Below are 15,576 nucleotides of genomic sequence, written 5' to 3' on the forward strand. Positions count from 1 at the left end.
CTTCCTAGCGTCGGGGGATGAGCAGGCAGTCCCAGGAAGAGGTGGCCGCGGCCGCCCGACGACGTCTCGAGCTGCTCGGCCGCGAGCTCGAGCAGGCCGGGCTGCGGCGTCTCGACGAGCCGGAGCCCGAGGCCGAGCCGGTCGCCGCGGCTGCGGACACCGCACCGCTGGAGGTCGCCGACCCCGCGCCCCTGGCGCCGGTGGGCCGGCACGCCCGCACCAGGCGGGACCCGGCGTGGGCGCGGCTGCACGCCTGGGCCGCCGACCAGGTCCCCGACACCCTGCACGGCCGGGTCGCGCTCACCGCGGGGCCGCTGCTGGTCGTCGTGGTGCTCGCGGTCGTCGCCCTCGGCGGTGCTGCCGTCCTGGTGCTGCGCAGCGGCGGGGGCGCCGAGGCGCTGCCGGCGGGGTCCGGCGCCGCGCCCCCCGCTGCCTCGCCGCTGGTGCCGCTCGCCTCCGGGGCGGCCGCGTCCGGTGCCGCCACCGGAGCCGCCGGCGCGACCGCGAGCCCGGGCGGCCCGCCGGCCTCCGGCGCCGTCGGGGCCGCGAGCGGCGAGGTGACCGTCGACGTCGCCGGCAGGGTGCGGCGCCCCGGGGTGGCCACGCTCCCCGCGGGCAGCCGGGTGGTCGACGCGCTGCGCCGCGCCGGGGGCGCACGACCGGGGGTGGACCTGACCTCGCTCAACCTCGCCCGCGTGCTGGTCGACGGCGAGCAGCTGCTCGTCGGCCGGGCGGCCCCCGCCGCGTCCGGCCCGGGCGGCGCGGCGGCCGCGGCGGCCGGGGCCGCGCCCGCCCCCACCGGCGCGCTGGTCAGCCTCAACACGGCGACCGCCGAGCAGCTCGACACCCTGCCCGGTGTCGGCCCGGTCACCGCCGCGGCCATCCTGGAGTGGCGCAGCGCGCACGGCGCCTTCTCCTCGGTCGACGAGCTGCTCGAGGTCGACGGCATCGGCGACAAGACGCTGGCCGACCTCGCGCCCCACGTCACCCTGTGACGGTCCCGCCGCTCACGGCCCCGACCGCGGCCGGCGCCTCCGCCGGCTCGACCGGCGCGCGCGGGCTCGACCTGCGGATGCCGGTGCTGGCGCTGGTGGCGTGGGGAGCCGCCCTGGTGGCCCTGCTCGCCCCGCCCTGGTGGCTGTTCGTGCTCGGGGCGGCCGTCCTGGTCCGGGCGTGGCAGCGCCGGCGTCGTGGCCGTGCGGTGCTGACGCTGCTCGCCTGGGCCCTGGCCGGTGCCGCCGTCGCCGGATCGGCCCTGCTGCGCGCCGACGGCGTGCGGTCGGGCCCGGTCGCCGAGCTGGCCCGCGAGCAGGCGGTGGTGCGGGTCGAGCTGGTCACCACCTCGGACCCCGCGGTGCGCCCGGGGCGGTTCGGCGACCTGGTCGTGGTGCGGACGCGGGTCGAGGAGGTCACCGGCCGCGGGGTCCGCCGCGAGGTGCGGGCCCCGGTGCTGGTGCTGGGCGACCGGTCGTGGCGGGCGGTGCCCCTGGGCAGCCGGGTGGTGGCGACCGGCCGGCTCGACACCCCGCGCACGGACGACCTGGCGGGGGTGCTCGCCCCGCGAGGCCCACCCGAGGTGACCGACCACCCGGGACCGCTGCTCGACGGGGCGGCGGCGCTGCGCGCCTCGATCCGGCACGCCGTGGCCGACCGGGCCGCCGCCCCCCGGGCGCTGGTGCCGGCGCTGGTGGACGGCGACGACGCGGCGATGCCCGAAGGCCTGGTCGAGGACTTCCGCACGGCCGGGCTGACGCACCTGCTGGCGGTCTCCGGCACGAACCTGACGCTCGTGGTCGGGTGCCTGCTGCTGCTGGCCCGCTGGGCCGGCGTACGCGCGCGGGGGCTGGTGGTGGTCGGCCTGCTCGGGGTCGCGGGGTTCCTGCTGCTGGCCCGGGCCGAGCCGAGCGTGGTCCGCGCCGCGGCGATGGGCGCCGTGGGGCTGCTCGGTCTCGGGCAGCACGGCCGCCGCCACGGCACCCGGGCGCTGGGAGCAGCGGTGCTGCTGCTGCTCGTGTGGGACCCGTGGATGGCGCTCTCGCTCGGCTTCGCGCTCTCCGCCCTGGCCACCGCCGGCATCCTGTGGCTGGCGCCCGGGTGGCGCGACCGGATGGCGCGCTGGCTGCCCCGGTGGGCCGCCGAGGCGCTCGCGGTCCCGCTGGCGGCCCAGCTCGCGTGCACGCCCCTGGTCGCGGCGCTCTCGGGCCAGGTCAGCCTGGTCGCCGTCGCGGCCAACCTGCTCGCGGCCCCGGCGGTCGGCCCGGCCACCGTGCTGGGCCTGCTCGGCGGGGTGGTCGGCCTGGTGTGGCCCGCCGTCGGCGAGGCGGTCGCGGCGCCGGGTGCGTGGAGCGCGGCGTGGATCGTGGCGGTGGCCGAGCGCAGCGCCGACGTGCCCACCGCGGCGGCGGCCTGGCCGACCAGCGCGCCGGCGCTCGCGCTGCTGACCGGACTGGTGGTCCTCCTGGCCCTGCTGGTCGGCGTCGTCGTGGCCCGGCGCTGGGCCACGCTGGCCGCCGTCGCCCTGGTGGTCGTGGTGCTGCTGGTCCCGCTGCCCACGCCCGGGTGGCCGCCCCGCGGGTGGGTGATGGTGGCCTGCGACGTCGGCCAGGGCGACGGCCTGGTGCTGCACGCCGGGCCGGGCGCGGCCGTGGTGGTCGACGCCGGGCCGGACCCGCGGGCCATCGACCGCTGCCTCGACCGGCTGGGCGTGAGGCGGGTGCCGCTCGTGGTGCTGACCCACTTCCACGCCGACCACGTCGACGGGCTGGCCGGCGTGCTGGGCTCGCGCGAGGTGGGGGCGGTCGAGGTGACCGGGCTGGCCGAGCCCGCGTCCGGCGCCCGGCTGGTGGCGCAGGTGGCCGCGGCGGCCGGCGTGCCGGTGCGGCGGGCGGCGTACGGCGAGGCCCGGGAGCTCGGACCGCTCCGCTGGCAGGTCGTCGCGCCGGCCGGTGCCCCTCCGGCGGGGTCGGGGTCGCCGCCCAACGACGCCAGCGTGGTGCTCCTCGTCGAGAGCCGGGGCGTCCGGCTGCTGCTCATGGGCGACGAGGAGGACGACTCGCAGACCCGGCTGCTGCGCGAGACCGGCGGCGTGCGGGCCGACGTGCTCAAGGTCGCCCACCACGGAAGCGCCAGCCAGGACCCCGCGCTGGTGCGGGCCACGGGGGCGCGGCTGGCGGTGATCTCGGTGGGCGCCGACAACGACTACGGCCACCCGGCGCCCTCGCTGCTGGCGCTGCTGCGCGACGCCGGGATGCGGGTGGTCCGCACCGACCAGCAGGGGGACGTGGCGGTCGTCGCCGACCCGGGTCTCGGCGTCGAGACACGTGGCAGGCTCGGGCCATGACGAGCCACGCCTTCTCCCAGGTCGACGTCTTCGCCCACGGCCCGCTCAGCGGCAACCCCGTCGCGGTGGTGCACGACGCCACCGGCCTCGACGACGCGGTGCTCGCCGACCTGGCCCGCTGGACCAACCTGTCGGAGACGACCTTCCTGCTCCCCGCGACCGACGCCGGGCGGGCGCAGGGAGCCGACTACCGGTTGCGCATCCTCACGCCGTCCGAGGAGCTGCCCTTCGCGGGCCACCCCACCCTGGGCTCGGCGCACGCCTGGCTCGAGGCCGGGGGAGTGCCGGCCCGGCCGGGGGTGGTGGTGCAGGAGTGCGGCCTCGGGCTCGTGGAGGTGCGGGTCGAGGAGCCGGCCCCCGCGGCGGTGCCCGGCGCGGGTCGGTCCCTGGCCTTCCGCGCCCCCGACCTGCTGCGCTCCGGACCGGTCGACGACGCCACCCTGGCGCGGGCCGTCGCGGCGCTGCGGGTCGGTCCCGACCAGGTGCTCCGGGCCGAGTGGATCGACAACGGACCGGGGTGGCTGGGCCTGCAGCTCGTCGACGCCGCGACGGTGCTGGCGCTGCAGCCCGACGTCGTCGCGCTGGGCGACCTCGCGCTCGGGGTCATCGGTGAGCACGACCCGTCGCAGGCCGAGCGGATCGGCGCCGGCTGGGAGGTGCGCGCGTTCTGCCCGGGCCTGTCGGTCACCGAGGACCCCGTCACCGGCAGCCTCAACGCCGGGTTCGCGCGCTGGCTGGGCGGCGAGGGCGTGCTGCCGGCGGCGTACGTCGTGCGGCAGGGCACCACGACCGGCCACGACGGACGCGTCCGCGTCAGCACCGACGCGCAGGGGGCGCGCTGGGTGGGCGGTCTCGCCCGCACGGTGGTCGCGGGCTGCGTCGAGCTCTGAGGCGGCTCGGGGCCGCCACGGCGTCCGGGGGCGCCCGGGGGCGTCGGGGAACTGTCGGGGACGCGTGAGAGAGTCACGCCATGGCAGCCCGGAGCTCCTCGGCCACGGCGACCCGCGGGGTCCCGCGCGAGGTGCTCGGCGCGGTCGTGCTGGTCACCGGTCCCGAGGAGTTCCTCGGCGAGCGCGCCATCGCCCAGGTGCGGGCCTCGGTGCGTCGCACCGACCCCGAGTCCGAGGTCTCCGAGACCGCCGCCTCCACGCTGACGATGGCCGAGCTCGGCGACCTCGCGGCGCCCTCGCTGTTCTCCAGCATCCGCTGCGTCGTGGTGCGACGCCTCGAGGACCTGCCCGAGGAGTCGGTCCCCGGCCTGCTGCAGTACGCCGCTGCGCCCGCCGACGAGGTGGCGCTGGTGCTCGCCCACGGTGGCGGCCCCAAGGGCAGCGGCGTCCTGGCCAAGCTGCGCAAGCTCGACGCCGTCCACGAGGTCAGGTCGACCACCCTCTCGGCGCGGGAGTTCCCCGGCTTCGTGGTCGACGAGCTCCGGGGCCACGGCGCCCGCATCGAGCCCGACGCCGCCGACTTCCTCGTGCAGGCCGTCGGCCAGGACCTGCGCTCGCTGTCCGCGGCCGCCCACCAGCTCGCGAACGACTTCGAGGGCAGGAGGCTGACCACCGAGATGGTCAAGCAGTACTTCGGCGGCCGGGCCGAGGCCAAGTCGTTCGCCGTCGCCGACCACGCGCTCCACGGCCACGCGGCCAAGGCCCTCGAGGAGCTGCGGTGGGCGCTGGAGCGGGGGACCGCCCCGGTGTTGGTGACCAGCGCGGTCGCCGCCGGCCTCCGGGGCCTGGCCAAGCTGATGGGCGCCCCGCGCGGGCTGCGCGGCAACGACCTGGCCCGGGAGGTCGGGGTGCCGCCGTGGAAGGTCGACGTGCTGCGTCGCCAGGCCCACGGGTGGGACGCCGACGGCCTCGGACGCGCGATCCGGTGCGTGGCGCGCGCCGACGCCGACATCAAGGGCCAGGCCAGCGACGCGGCGTACGCCCTGGAGAAGATGGTGCTCGACGTGGTGCGGGCCCGCCCGTCGCGCTAGACGCGTCGAGCAGGGCCGGTCAGCACCCCGGGACGCACGAAGGCGCCGCACCCCGGAGGAGTGCGACGCCTGCGTCGAAGAGGGGGAGCCTCAGAGGGAGGCGGCCTTCTTGGCCATCGCCGACTTGCGGTTGGCGGCCTGGTTCTTGTGGATGACGCCCTTGCTGGCGGCCTTGTCGAGCTTGCGGCCCGCGGCGGCGGCGAGGGTCTTGGCCTCGTCGGCGTTGCCGGCGGTCGCGGCCTCGCGGAACTTGCGGACGGCGGACTTCAGGCCGGTCTTCACGGCCTTGTTGCGCTCGTGGGCCAGCTCGGACTGCCGGTTGCGCTTGATCTGGGACTTGATGTTGGCCACTGCAGGCTCGCCTCGTCTACGTCAGGGGTGTGGAAGGTGGTGCTGGATCGTGGGGTGCGGCCTGCTCGCGACAGCGGCCAGACACAAGCGAAGAAGATACCAGCGGGGCTCGGGCGCGACCAAATCGTCGGCCGTCTCCCGGCGACCCGGTCCCGGGTGGTGCCACCGGCGCCGGGTGGGTACGGGAGGAGCCCGGCCTCGAGGACGGGGAACCCTTCCGGAGGAGTGTCGCATGACGACCGTGGCCGAGCTGTTGATCGAGTCTCTGGCCGAGCACGGCGTGCGGTCGGTCTGGGGCGTGGTGGGCGATGCCCTCAACCCCGTGACCGACGCCATCCGCCGCGAGGACCGCATCGAGTGGATCGGGGTGCGCCACGAGGAGGTCGGGGCCTTCGCGGCCAGTGCCCAGGCGCAGCTGACCGGGAGGCTCGCGGTCTGCATGGGCACCGTCGGACCGGGTGCGGTGCACCTGCTCAACGGCCTGTACGACGCGAAGAAGTCCCACGCGCCGGTCCTGGCCATCTGCGGCCAGGTGCCCCGCGAGGAGATGGGCACCGAGTTCTTCCAGGAGGTCGACAACGACGCCCTGTTCGCCGACGTCGCGGTCTTCAACCGCACCGTCACCCACCTCGACCAGCTGCCGCTGCTCATCGAGGCCGCCGGCAACGCCGCGCTCCAGCAGTCCGGCGTCGCCGTGCTGACCCTGCCCGGTGACGTCGGCGGGCTCGACCTGCCCCGCCACACGCCCGTGCCGCGGTTCGTCGAGCAGCGCCCGCGCAGCGTGCCCGAGACCGACGCGCTGCAGCAGGCCGCGGCGGCGCTCGACGCCGGCGGCCGGGTCACGATGCTGGTCGGCATCGGCGCCCGGGACGCCCGCGAGGAGGTGCTGGCCGTCGCCGAGCGGCTCGCCGCCCCGATGGTGCTCAGCCTCAAGGCCAAGGAGGGCCTCGAGGACGACAACCCCTACGAGGTCGGCCAGTCCGGGCTGCTCGGCAACCCGGCCACCGCGACCGCGTTCGACGAGTGCGACGTGCTGTTCCTGGTCGGGACCGACTTCCCCTACCGGGACTTCCTGCCGGCCGGCAAGCAGGTGGTGCAGCTCGACGTGCGCGGCTCCCACATCGGGCGCCGGGTGCCCGTCGACCACGCCCTGGTCGGTGACGCCGGGCTCGGCCTGGCCGCGCTGCTGCCGCTGCTCGCGCCGCACGAGGACCGGGGCCACCTGGAGTCCGTCCGCGAGGAGTACCTGTCCTGGCAGGAGAAGCAGCAGCGCTTCACCGACCCGGCGTACGACCACAGGCCGAGCGGCTTCCTGCGCCGCAAGGTCGACAACCCCGACGCGCTGGTGCGGCCCGAGCTGCTCGCCGCCGCCATCGACCGCCACGCCGCGCAGGACGCCGTGTTCACCACCGACACCGGCATGGCCACGGTGTGGCTCTCGCGCTACGTCCGGATGACCGGCGCCCGCCGGCTGCTGGGGTCCTACAACCTGGGCTCGATGGCCAACGCCATGCCCCAGGCGCTGGGCGCCAGCGCGCTCGACCGCGGCCGCCAGGTGGTCGCGCTGTGCGGCGACGGCGGCCTGTCGATGCTGCTGGGCGACCTCATCACCGCGGTGACCTACGACCTGCCGGTCAAGCTCGTGGTCTTCGACAACAGCCGTCTCGGCATGGTCAAGCTGGAGATGGAGCAGGTCGGGCTGCCGGAGTTCGGCACCGTGCTGCGCAACCCCGACTTCGCCGAGGTGGCTCGCGCGATCGGCTTCCACGGCGTCCGGGTCGAGCGGCCCGCCGACGTCGACGAGGCGGTGCGCGAGGCGCTGGCCCACGACGGGCCGGTGCTGCTCGACGTGGTCACGAACCCCGACGAGGTCGCGCTGCCGCCCTCGCCGACCGTCAGCCAGGCGTGGGGCTTCGCGATCGCGAAGACCAAGGAGGCGGTCACCAGCGCCGAGTGAGGCGCCGCCGCCGCGGAAACCCGGTGGCGGGGCGGGGCGGGCGCCTCGGAGGATGGGGCGATGCCCCACCTCGCGCTGCCGGACCCGGCGTACCGCACGTCCTTCCTCGCCGCCATGGGCGAGTTCGCCGCCGAGGGCCGCACCGGCGACGACTCGGGCATCGGCCAGGACCTGCTCCTGGAGGAGCCGGGCTGGCGCAGCGAGGCGGGCTTCGCGGAGTACGTCGCGGCGCTGCGCGCCGAGACCGACCGGCCGCGACGCCCGGGGCTGGTCACGGCGACGACCTGGTGGTGGGTCGAGGGCACCGACTACCTCGGGCGGGTGCAGCTGCGCCACGAGCTGACCCCCCGGCTGCGCGAGGTCGGTGGCCACGTCGGGTACGACGTGCGTCGCAGCGCCCGGCGGCGGGGCCACGCGACCGCCATGCTGGCCGCGGTGCTGCCGCTGGCGCGGGAGCGGGGGATCGTCGAGGCGCTGGTGACCTGCGACACCGACAACCACGCCTCCCGCGCGGTGATCGAGGCCAACGGGGGCGTGCTGGAGGACCGGCGCGGCGCCAAGCTGCGGTTCCGGGTGCCGACCGGGTGAGCCGGGTCCCTCGTTAGGTTGGACGGATGCGCCCCGACGACCTCGACCTCCTGCTCGCGTGCGGCCGACCCGCCCTGACGCCCGACGGCACGCGAGCGGTGGTCGCGGTCACCCGTCCGGACGTCGCCTCCGACAGCTACCGCGGCGGCCTGTGGGTCGTCCCGACCGGCACGTCCGGCGCCACCGGCGACGGTCCGACCGCGGCACGGCGGCTCACCACGGGGGAGCGCGACTCCGCGCCCGCCGTCAGCCCCGACGGCCGCTGGGTGGCCTTCGTCCGGGCGGGCGCGGGCGAGAAGCCGCAGGTCCACCTGACCGCGCTCGACGGCGGCGAGCCGCTGCGGCTGACCGACCACCCGCTGGGGGTGGGCGCGCCGCGGTGGAGCCCCGACGGCACCCGGCTGGCCTGGAGCGCCCGCGTGCCCGAGCCCGGTCGCTACGGCACCGAGGACGCCGAGGGCCGCACGCCGGGTCCGGAGGCCGAGCCCGCGCGGCTGGTCACCGAGCCGGGCTACCGCCGCGACGGCGTGGGCTGGACCCGCGACCGCCGCCAGCACGTGTTCGTGCTCGCGCTGCCCGACCTCGCCCGGCTCGGGTCCGACCCGACGGCCGGGCTGCCCGAGCTGCCGCTGGTCCCGCGCCAGCTGACCGACGGCGACGCCGACGACACCGAGCCCGTGTGGAGCCCCGACGGCACCACGCTGGCCTTCCTCTCCTCGCGCCACGAGGGCCGCGAGGACGACCTGCGCTCCGGCGTGCACGTCGTCGACGCCGGGGCGGACGGTCCGGTCGCGGACCCGCGCGCGGTCGTCCACGGCGACCTCGCGGTCGGTGGGGCGCAGTGGCTGCCCGACGGCCGGCTCGTCGTCACCGGCCAGGACACCGGTCCGCAGGGCCGCGACTTCGTCGGCCGCAAGGGCCGCGCCTGGGTCACCACGGCGCCGGTCGACCGGGCCCCCGAGGGGTCGGTGGGCCTGCGGGCCCTGACCGAGGAGGCCGACCTCGAGCTCGACGGCGGCACCGCCGACGTGGTCGTCGCCGGCGGCCGGGTGCTGGTCCGCGACCTGCACCGCGGCCGCGGCCGGCTGCTGGCGCTGGACCCCGACGGGTCCGGCGGGCCCGCGCTGCTGCTCCACGGCGAGCTCGTCGTCGGCGGCTTCGCGGCGACCGCCGACGGGGACACCGTCGTGGCGAGCGTGGCCGATGCCGGTCGGACGGGCGACCTGGCGCTGGTGCGCGACGGCGGCCCCCGCTTCCTCACCGACGTCGCTGCCCCGCTGCGCGAGGCCGGCGTGCGTCCGCTCGCCGAGCTCGAGGCGACCTCGGGCGACGGGCACCCGGTGCACGGCTGGGTGGTGCTGCCCGACCCCGCGACGCACGGCGAGGGCCCGCACCCGGTGCTGCTGAACATCCACGGCGGCCCGCACGCGCAGTACGACTGGGCGCTGTTCGACGAGGCCCAGGTGTACGCCGGCGCCGGCTACGCCGTGGTGATGTGCAACCCGCGCGGCGCCGCCGGCTACGGCCCCGAGCACGCCCGGGCGGTCCGCGGGGCGCTCGGGTCGGTCGACGCCGACGACGTGCTGGCCTTCCTCGACCACGCGCTGGCGAGCGACCTGCCGCTGGACGCGGACCGGGTCGGCGTCATGGGCGGGTCCTACGGCGGCTACATGACGGCGCTGCTCACCACCCGCACCGACCGCTTCGCCGCGGCCGTGGTGGAGCGCGGCTACCTCGACGGCGTGTCGTTCCACGGCTCCTCCGACATCGGCTGGTTCTTCCCGGGGGAGTACCACGGCTCCGCGGAGGCCGCGCGCGAGCAGAGCCCGATGACGCACGTCGACCGCGTCACCACCCCGACCCTGGTGATCCACTCCGAGGCCGACTGGCGGTGCCCGGTCGAGCAGGGCCAGCGGTGGTTCGCCCACCTCCGGGCACGGGGCGTGCCGACCGAGCTGCTGCTGTTCCCCGGCGAGGGCCACGAGCTCAGCCGCAGCGGCACCCCGCGACACCGCCGGCAGCGCTTCGAGGAGGTCCTGCGGTGGTGGGGCTCGCACCTGCCGGTGTGAGGGACGCCCCCGTGCGTGGGAGGATGGCGGCTCGTCCCACCCGCCGTGCCCGTCGTCCCGAGAGCAGTCCGTGTCCCTGAACGCCAACGCGCCCGCCCCGGGGAAGACCGACCCCGCGATCATCCGCAACTTCTGCATCATCGCGCACATCGACCACGGCAAGTCGACGCTGGCCGACCGGATGCTGCAGCTGACCGGCGTGGTCGACGAGCGGGCCGCCCGGGCGCAGTACCTCGACCGGATGGACATCGAGCGCGAGCGCGGCATCACCATCAAGAGCCAGGCCGTGCGGATGCCGTGGACGGTCACCGACGAGGCGGCCGAGCTCCACGAGGTCCCGCCGGCGACGTACGTCCTCAACATGATCGACACCCCGGGCCACGTCGACTTCACCTACGAGGTCTCCCGCTCGCTCGAGGCGTGCGAGACCGCCGTGCTGCTCGTCGACGCGGCACAGGGGATCGAGGCCCAGACGCTGGCCAACCTCTACCTCGCCATCGGCGCGGACCTGCACATCATCCCGGTGCTCAACAAGATCGACCTGCCCAACGCCCAGCCCGAGAAGTACGCCGCGGAGCTCGCGGGCATCATCGGCTGCGACCCCGGCGACGTCCTCCAGGTGAGCGCCAAGACCGGCATGGGCGTCGAGCACCTGCTCAACGAGATCGTGGCCCAGACGCCGGCCCCCGTCGGCGACCCCGACGCCCCGCCGCGCGCGCTGATCTTCGACTCGGTCTACGACACCTACCGCGGCGTGGTCACCTACGTCCGCGTCGTCGACGGCAAGCTCACCCACCGCGACCGCATCAAGATGATGTCCAACGGCGTCGTGCACGAGATGCTCGAGGTCGGCGTCATCAGCCCCGAGCCGGTCAAGGCCGGCGACCTCGGGGTGGGGGAGGTCGGCTACCTCATCACGGGCGTGAAGGACGTGCGCCAGTCGCGGGTCGGTGACACCGTCACCAGCCAGCACCACGGCGCCACGGAGGCGCTGGGCGGCTACAAGCACCCCAACCCGATGGTCTACTCGGGGCTCTACCCGATCGACGGCGACGACTACCCGACGCTGCGCGACGCCCTGGAGCGGCTCCAGCTCAACGACGCGGCGCTGGCCTACGAGCCGGAGACCTCGGGCGCGCTCGGGTTCGGCTTCCGCTGCGGCTTCCTCGGCCTGCTCCACATGGAGATCGTGCGCGAGCGCCTCGAGCGGGAGTTCAACCTCGACCTGATCTCGACGGCCCCCAACGTGGTCTACGGCCTGCTCATGGAGGACGGCAGCGAGCGGGTGGTCACCAACCCGAGCGAGTACCCCAACGACGGCAAGATCGCCGAGGTCCGCGAGCCGGTCGTGCGGGCCACGATCCTCTCGCCGAGCGACTACATCGGCGTGATCATGGAGCTGTGCCAGTCCAAGCGCGGGCAGCTCGACGGCATGGACTACCTCTCCGAGGACCGCGTCGAGATGCGCTACACGCTGCCGATGGGCGAGATCGTCTTCGACTTCTTCGACCAGCTGAAGTCGCGCACCAAGGGCTACGCCTCCCTGGACTACGAGCCCACCGGCGAGCAGGCCGCCGACCTGGTCAAGGTCGACATCCTGCTCCAGGGCGAGACGGTCGACGCGTTCAGCGCGATCGTGCACCGCGACGCGGCGTACGGCTACGGCGTGATGCTGGCCGGCAAGCTGCGCGAGCTGATCCCGCGCCAGCAGTACGAGGTGCCGATCCAGGCCGCCATCGGCGCGCGCGTCATCGCCCGGGAGACGATCCGCGCGATCCGCAAGGACGTGCTGGCCAAGTGCTACGGCGGTGACATCACCCGCAAGCGCAAGCTGCTGGAGAAGCAGAAGGAGGGCAAGAAGCGGATGAAGATGGTCGGCCGCGTCGAGGTCCCCCAGGAGGCGTTCATCGCCGCGCTCTCCACCTCGGGCCCGCCCGACAAGAAGCGCTAGGCCACCCGCTCCGCCGCGGGGATGCGTGCGGGCGCACGGGGTACGGACCGGCATGACCTCACCCGACCTCGAGCGCTTCGTGACCGCCCAGGACGAGCACGGCACCTACGACCGGGCCCTGGCCGAGCTGCGGTCCGGTCGCAAGCAGAGCCACTGGATGTGGTTCGTGTTCCCGCAGGTCGAGGGCCTGGGGCGCAGCTCCACGGCCCGGGCGTACGCCGTCCGCGGGCTCGACGAGGCCCGCGCCTACCTCGACCACCCGGTGCTGGGTCCTCGGCTGCGGGAGTGCTGCCAGGCCGTGCTCGCGATCGCGGACGCGTCGGCCGAGGAGGTGCTCGGGGACGTCGACGCGGTCAAGCTGCGGTCCTCGATGACGCTGTTCCACCGCGCCGACCCCGAGGACCCGCTGTTCCCGGCCGTCCTCGACCAGTACTTCGGCGGCCGGCCGGACGCCGCCACCGACGAGCTCCTGGCCTGAGCCGCCGCCCCCGGGACGTCAGTGCGGGTCCTCCACGACGCGCGAGTCGCTGAGCGTGGAGGCGCCCCACCCGGCGACGACGCCCACCAGGACGGCCAGCGCGGCGAAGGTCACCCGCTCGCCGTGGAAGAACGACGCGACCAGGTCGCTGCTCCACGCTCCGGCCGGCAGCGAGACCGTGACGAGGGCGGCCACCAGGGTCCCGACCACGGCGGTGCCGACGCTCGTGCCGACCTCCTGGGCGGTGTCGTTGAGCGCGGCGCCGATGGAGGTGCGGTTGGCCGGCATCGCGTCGACCAGCGCGACCGCGCAGATGGTCATCACGGTCCGCAGGCCGACCGTGAGCACCACCATGCACGCGGCGATCACCGGGTAGCCGTGGTCCACGCCCCAGGCGAGCCCGGCCAGCGAGGCGGTCAGCAGGCCGGCGCCCACCAGGCAGGCACCGCGGTGGCCGAGGCGGCGGGCCAGCGACTCCGAGAGCGGCGTCGCGAGGACCATCGTGACGATGAGCGGCAGGTTGGCCAGCCCGGCCCGGACGGGGGACCAGCCCCAGGCGTACTGGAAGTGCAGGATCAGGGCGAACATCACCCCCGCCATGGCGATCGAGGTGCCGACCTGGGCCATCGCGGCGCCCCGCACGGTGCCGCTGCGGAAGAGCGTGAGGTCGAGCATCGGCTCCGGCGTGCGCCCCTCGTGGCGCAGGAACGCCGCCAGCGCGAGCGCCGCACCGAGCCCGGAGCCGACGGTCGCCACCGAGAGCCAGCCGTGCTCGACGCCGCTGGTCAGGGTGAAGCACGCCAGCCCGATGGTCGCGATGCTCAGCACCGCCCCGGGCACGTCGAGCCGGTCGCTGGTGAGGTCCTCGGTGCGGTCGGCCGGCACCCCGAGCCGCACGCCGACCCAGGCGATCAGCGCGATGGGTGCGTTGACGGCGAGCAGCCACTCCCAGCGCACGTGCGCCAGGGCGGTGCCGCCGAGCAGCGGCCCGAGCACGAAGCCGCTCATGCCGACCACGATCATGAGCGTCATCGCCCGCATCCGCAGCGCCTGCTCCTCGAAGAGGCGGAAGACCAGCGAGTTGGTGATCGGGGCCATGGCGGCTGCCGCGACGCCGAGCGCCGCCCGCAGCGCGATCAGGGACCCGGCGGAGTCGACCGCGACGACGGCCAGGCTGACCAGGCCGAAGACGGCCAGGCCCACCAGCAGCACCCGGCGCCGGCCGAGGCGGTCGGCCGCCGAGCCGGCCGTCAGCAGCAGGCCGCCGAAGGTGAGGGAGTAGGCGCCGGTCACCCACTGCAGCGCGGTGGTGGTGCCGCCGAGGTCGCGGCCGATCGTGGGCAGCGCGATCGTCAGCAGGGTGTTGTCGACCATCTCGACGAAGAAGGCCAGGCACAGGGCGGCCAGGGGGATCCAGGCCGCGCGCAGGGACGGGTAGGTGGAGGCCGCGGCGGTCTCGGGGGTGGTGCGGGTGGTGGCGCTCATGGCGACCTCCTCGACTCGAACGACGTTCGGTTATCGAACGATGTTCGGGACTCTAGAACAGCGTTCGACAGGATGCAACGTGTGGTGGGATGGACCGCATGGCGACCCGACCTCCCGACAGCCCCGCGGCCCCGTCCGCGCCCGCCGCCCCCGGTGGCCGACGCCGGGCGTCGCACTCGCTGGAGGCCGTGGTCTCCGAGGCCGTCGCGCTGCTCGACGAGGCCGGCGAGCCCGCCCTCACCTTCCGCGCGCTGGCGACCCGCCTCGGTGGCGGTGTCGCGAGCATCTACTGGTACGTCGCCAGCAAGGACGAGCTGCTCGACCGGGCCTGCGACCACGTGCTGGCCGGGGTGCTGGACGAGGTCGCGCCCGCGTCCGGCAGCCCGGACCCGCTCGACGACGTCCGGACCATCGGCGTGACGCTCTTCGACGCGATCGTCGCGCGGCCGTGGTTGGCGGCGTACTTCCTGCGCGACACGGACGTGCAGCCCCACGGCCTGCGCCTCTACGACCACCTCGGCCAGCAGGTGATGCGCCTCGGCCTCTCGCCGCGCCGCAGCTTCGACGCCGTGTCGGCGGTCATGGGGTACGTCGTCGGGGTCGGCGCCGACCTCGGGCGCCAGCCCCCGCAGGAGGTCCTCTCCGGCGAGGTCGGCCGCGACGAGTTCGTCGGCCGCTACGCCGACCAGTGGCGCGCGCTCGACCCCGCGGCGTACCCCTTCCTGCACTACGTGGTCGACGAGTTCGCGGTCCACGACGACGCCGACCAGTTCCTCGCCGGCCTCGACCTGCTCCTCGCCGGCCTCCGGCTGGCAGCCGACGCCTAGGCGGGCGGCCGACGCCCCTGCGTGGAGGATCGCCCGCACCCCGCGACGGAGGTGCTCCACCCGTCGGCCTCGCGGCGCCGCACCCCGGCCGCGGCTCCCCTCCGAGGGGCACCGTCCCGGGGGCTCAGCGGCCCCGGCAGGCCCCGTCGTCGCACCCGGCACGGCCGCGGCTGAGGGTGGCCGCCAGGCCCAGGGCCCAGCACGTCGGGCACCCGCGCCACGCGACGACCGCCGGCACGACCAGCAGCAGCGCCCACGCGGTCGTCCCGGCGTACGCCAGGGCGAGGACCACCAGCACCAGGCCGACCACCCCGCGCACCACGTGCTCGGCCACGCTCCGGCTCGCGAACAGCCGGGTGACCGGGTCGTCGCCCAGCGGCGGGGCGGCGACGGGTCGCGTCGAGGTGGTGGTGGCCATGCGACGAGGCTAGCCAGCGGGTCCACCCGGGGACGCCGTGGTCGCTGCGGGGGCGGGCATCGTGCGAGGTGGTCGGGCGGGGTGCCCGCCTCGGGGCGGGGACGTCATGCGTTCTGGTCGCCCCGGGGCGG

At 75.7% G+C, this 15,576-nt stretch carries 13 protein-coding genes; 10 read left to right on the plus strand and 3 right to left on the minus strand.

Translation table 11 applies throughout. From position 1 onward, the window contains the following. The first annotated feature begins 17 nt into the window (after positions 1-17). The 4 genes from BLU55_RS19310 (at position 18) to holA (ending at position 5,321) form a co-directional block, all read left to right on the plus strand. Positions 18-995 (plus strand): ComEA family DNA-binding protein, encoded by a 978-nt coding sequence (locus tag BLU55_RS19310; protein ID WP_157682683.1) that lies wholly within the window; start codon positions 18-20, stop codon positions 993-995. Then, positions 992-3,340 (plus strand): ComEC/Rec2 family competence protein, encoded by a 2,349-nt coding sequence (locus tag BLU55_RS02025; protein WP_231917002.1) that lies wholly within the window; start codon positions 992-994, stop codon positions 3,338-3,340. Before BLU55_RS19310 ends, BLU55_RS02025 begins: the two co-directional genes overlap by 4 nt. Beyond that, the gene (locus tag BLU55_RS02030) at positions 3,337-4,230 is read left to right on the plus strand and encodes a PhzF family phenazine biosynthesis protein (protein ID WP_091725451.1); all 894 of its coding nucleotides are present in this window, start codon (positions 3,337-3,339) and stop codon (positions 4,228-4,230) included. The genes BLU55_RS02025 and BLU55_RS02030 overlap by 4 nt, the downstream gene beginning before the upstream one ends. 80 nt (positions 4,231-4,310) lie before the next feature. Further along, positions 4,311-5,321, plus strand: coding sequence for a DNA polymerase III subunit delta (gene holA, locus BLU55_RS02035; protein WP_091725453.1), 1,011 nt, complete (start codon positions 4,311-4,313; stop codon positions 5,319-5,321). A 90-nt stretch (positions 5,322-5,411) separates the two neighbouring features. Here holA and rpsT read toward each other — a convergent pair whose 3' ends face one another. Continuing rightward, the gene (gene rpsT / locus BLU55_RS02040; protein ID WP_091725454.1) at positions 5,412-5,672 is read right to left on the minus strand and encodes a 30S ribosomal protein S20; all 261 of its coding nucleotides are present in this window, start codon (positions 5,670-5,672) and stop codon (positions 5,412-5,414) included. A gap of 232 nt (positions 5,673-5,904) precedes the next feature. Between rpsT and BLU55_RS02045 the strand changes: the two genes are divergently transcribed. The 5 genes from BLU55_RS02045 to BLU55_RS02065 all read left to right on the plus strand — a co-directional run bounded on the left by BLU55_RS02045 (position 5,905) and on the right by BLU55_RS02065 (position 12,715). Further along, positions 5,905-7,629: a thiamine pyrophosphate-dependent enzyme gene (locus tag BLU55_RS02045; protein ID WP_091725456.1), complete on the plus strand. Its 1,725-nt coding sequence runs from the start codon at positions 5,905-5,907 to the stop codon at positions 7,627-7,629. 60 nt (positions 7,630-7,689) lie between these two features. Beyond that, positions 7,690-8,217, plus strand: coding sequence for a GNAT family N-acetyltransferase (locus BLU55_RS02050; protein ID WP_172833848.1), 528 nt, complete (start codon positions 7,690-7,692; stop codon positions 8,215-8,217). Positions 8,218-8,243: 26 nt separating this feature from the next. Next, on the plus strand, positions 8,244-10,286 hold the full coding sequence (locus BLU55_RS02055) for a S9 family peptidase (protein WP_091725458.1): 2,043 nt from the start codon (positions 8,244-8,246) through the stop codon (positions 10,284-10,286). A 70-nt stretch (positions 10,287-10,356) separates the two neighbouring features. Then, on the plus strand, positions 10,357-12,237 hold the full coding sequence (gene lepA, locus BLU55_RS02060; RefSeq protein ID WP_231917003.1) for a translation elongation factor 4: 1,881 nt from the start codon (positions 10,357-10,359) through the stop codon (positions 12,235-12,237). Positions 12,238-12,289: 52 nt separating this feature from the next. Next, entirely contained in the window at positions 12,290-12,715 is a 426-nt protein-coding gene (locus tag BLU55_RS02065) for a DUF1810 domain-containing protein (protein WP_091725459.1), read from the plus strand. Between the two features lie 18 nt (positions 12,716-12,733). Here BLU55_RS02065 and BLU55_RS02070 read toward each other — a convergent pair whose 3' ends face one another. Then, positions 12,734-14,200 (minus strand): MFS transporter, encoded by a 1,467-nt coding sequence (locus BLU55_RS02070; protein WP_091725461.1) that lies wholly within the window; start codon positions 14,198-14,200, stop codon positions 12,734-12,736. 98 nt (positions 14,201-14,298) lie between these two features. Between BLU55_RS02070 and BLU55_RS02075 the strand changes: the two genes are divergently transcribed. Continuing rightward, a complete protein-coding gene (locus tag BLU55_RS02075) occupies positions 14,299-15,027 on the plus strand; it encodes a TetR/AcrR family transcriptional regulator (protein WP_231917004.1) in 729 nt (242 codons plus the stop codon). 124 nt (positions 15,028-15,151) lie between these two features. Here BLU55_RS02075 and BLU55_RS02080 read toward each other — a convergent pair whose 3' ends face one another. Further along, positions 15,152-15,445, minus strand: a complete 294-nt coding sequence (locus BLU55_RS02080; protein ID WP_197681072.1) for a hypothetical protein — start codon at positions 15,443-15,445, stop codon at positions 15,152-15,154. Positions 15,446-15,576: the final 131 nt, after the last annotated feature.

This window comes from Nocardioides scoriae (assembly GCF_900104965.1).
GTDB classification, from domain to species: Bacteria; Actinomycetota; Actinomycetes; order Propionibacteriales; family Nocardioidaceae; genus Marmoricola; species Marmoricola scoriae.

Coding starts and splice junctions, on each gene's coding strand:
- BLU55_RS19310 (WP_157682683.1), top strand. CDS start 18: ATGAGCAGGCAGTCCCAGGAAGAGGTGGCCGCGGCCGCCCGACGACGT.
- BLU55_RS02055 (WP_091725458.1), top strand. CDS start 8,244: ATGCGCCCCGACGACCTCGACCTCCTGCTCGCGTGCGGCCGACCCGCC.
- BLU55_RS02070 (WP_091725461.1), bottom strand. CDS start 14,200: ATGAGCGCCACCACCCGCACCACCCCCGAGACCGCCGCGGCCTCCACC.
- BLU55_RS02045 (WP_091725456.1), top strand. CDS start 5,905: ATGACGACCGTGGCCGAGCTGTTGATCGAGTCTCTGGCCGAGCACGGC.
- BLU55_RS02065 (WP_091725459.1), top strand. CDS start 12,290: ATGACCTCACCCGACCTCGAGCGCTTCGTGACCGCCCAGGACGAGCAC.
- BLU55_RS02030 (WP_091725451.1), top strand. CDS start 3,337: ATGACGAGCCACGCCTTCTCCCAGGTCGACGTCTTCGCCCACGGCCCG.
- BLU55_RS02080 (WP_197681072.1), bottom strand. CDS start 15,445: ATGGCCACCACCACCTCGACGCGACCCGTCGCCGCCCCGCCGCTGGGC.
- holA (WP_091725453.1), top strand. CDS start 4,311: ATGGCAGCCCGGAGCTCCTCGGCCACGGCGACCCGCGGGGTCCCGCGC.
- BLU55_RS02075 (WP_231917004.1), top strand. CDS start 14,299: ATGGCGACCCGACCTCCCGACAGCCCCGCGGCCCCGTCCGCGCCCGCC.
- BLU55_RS02050 (WP_172833848.1), top strand. CDS start 7,690: ATGCCCCACCTCGCGCTGCCGGACCCGGCGTACCGCACGTCCTTCCTC.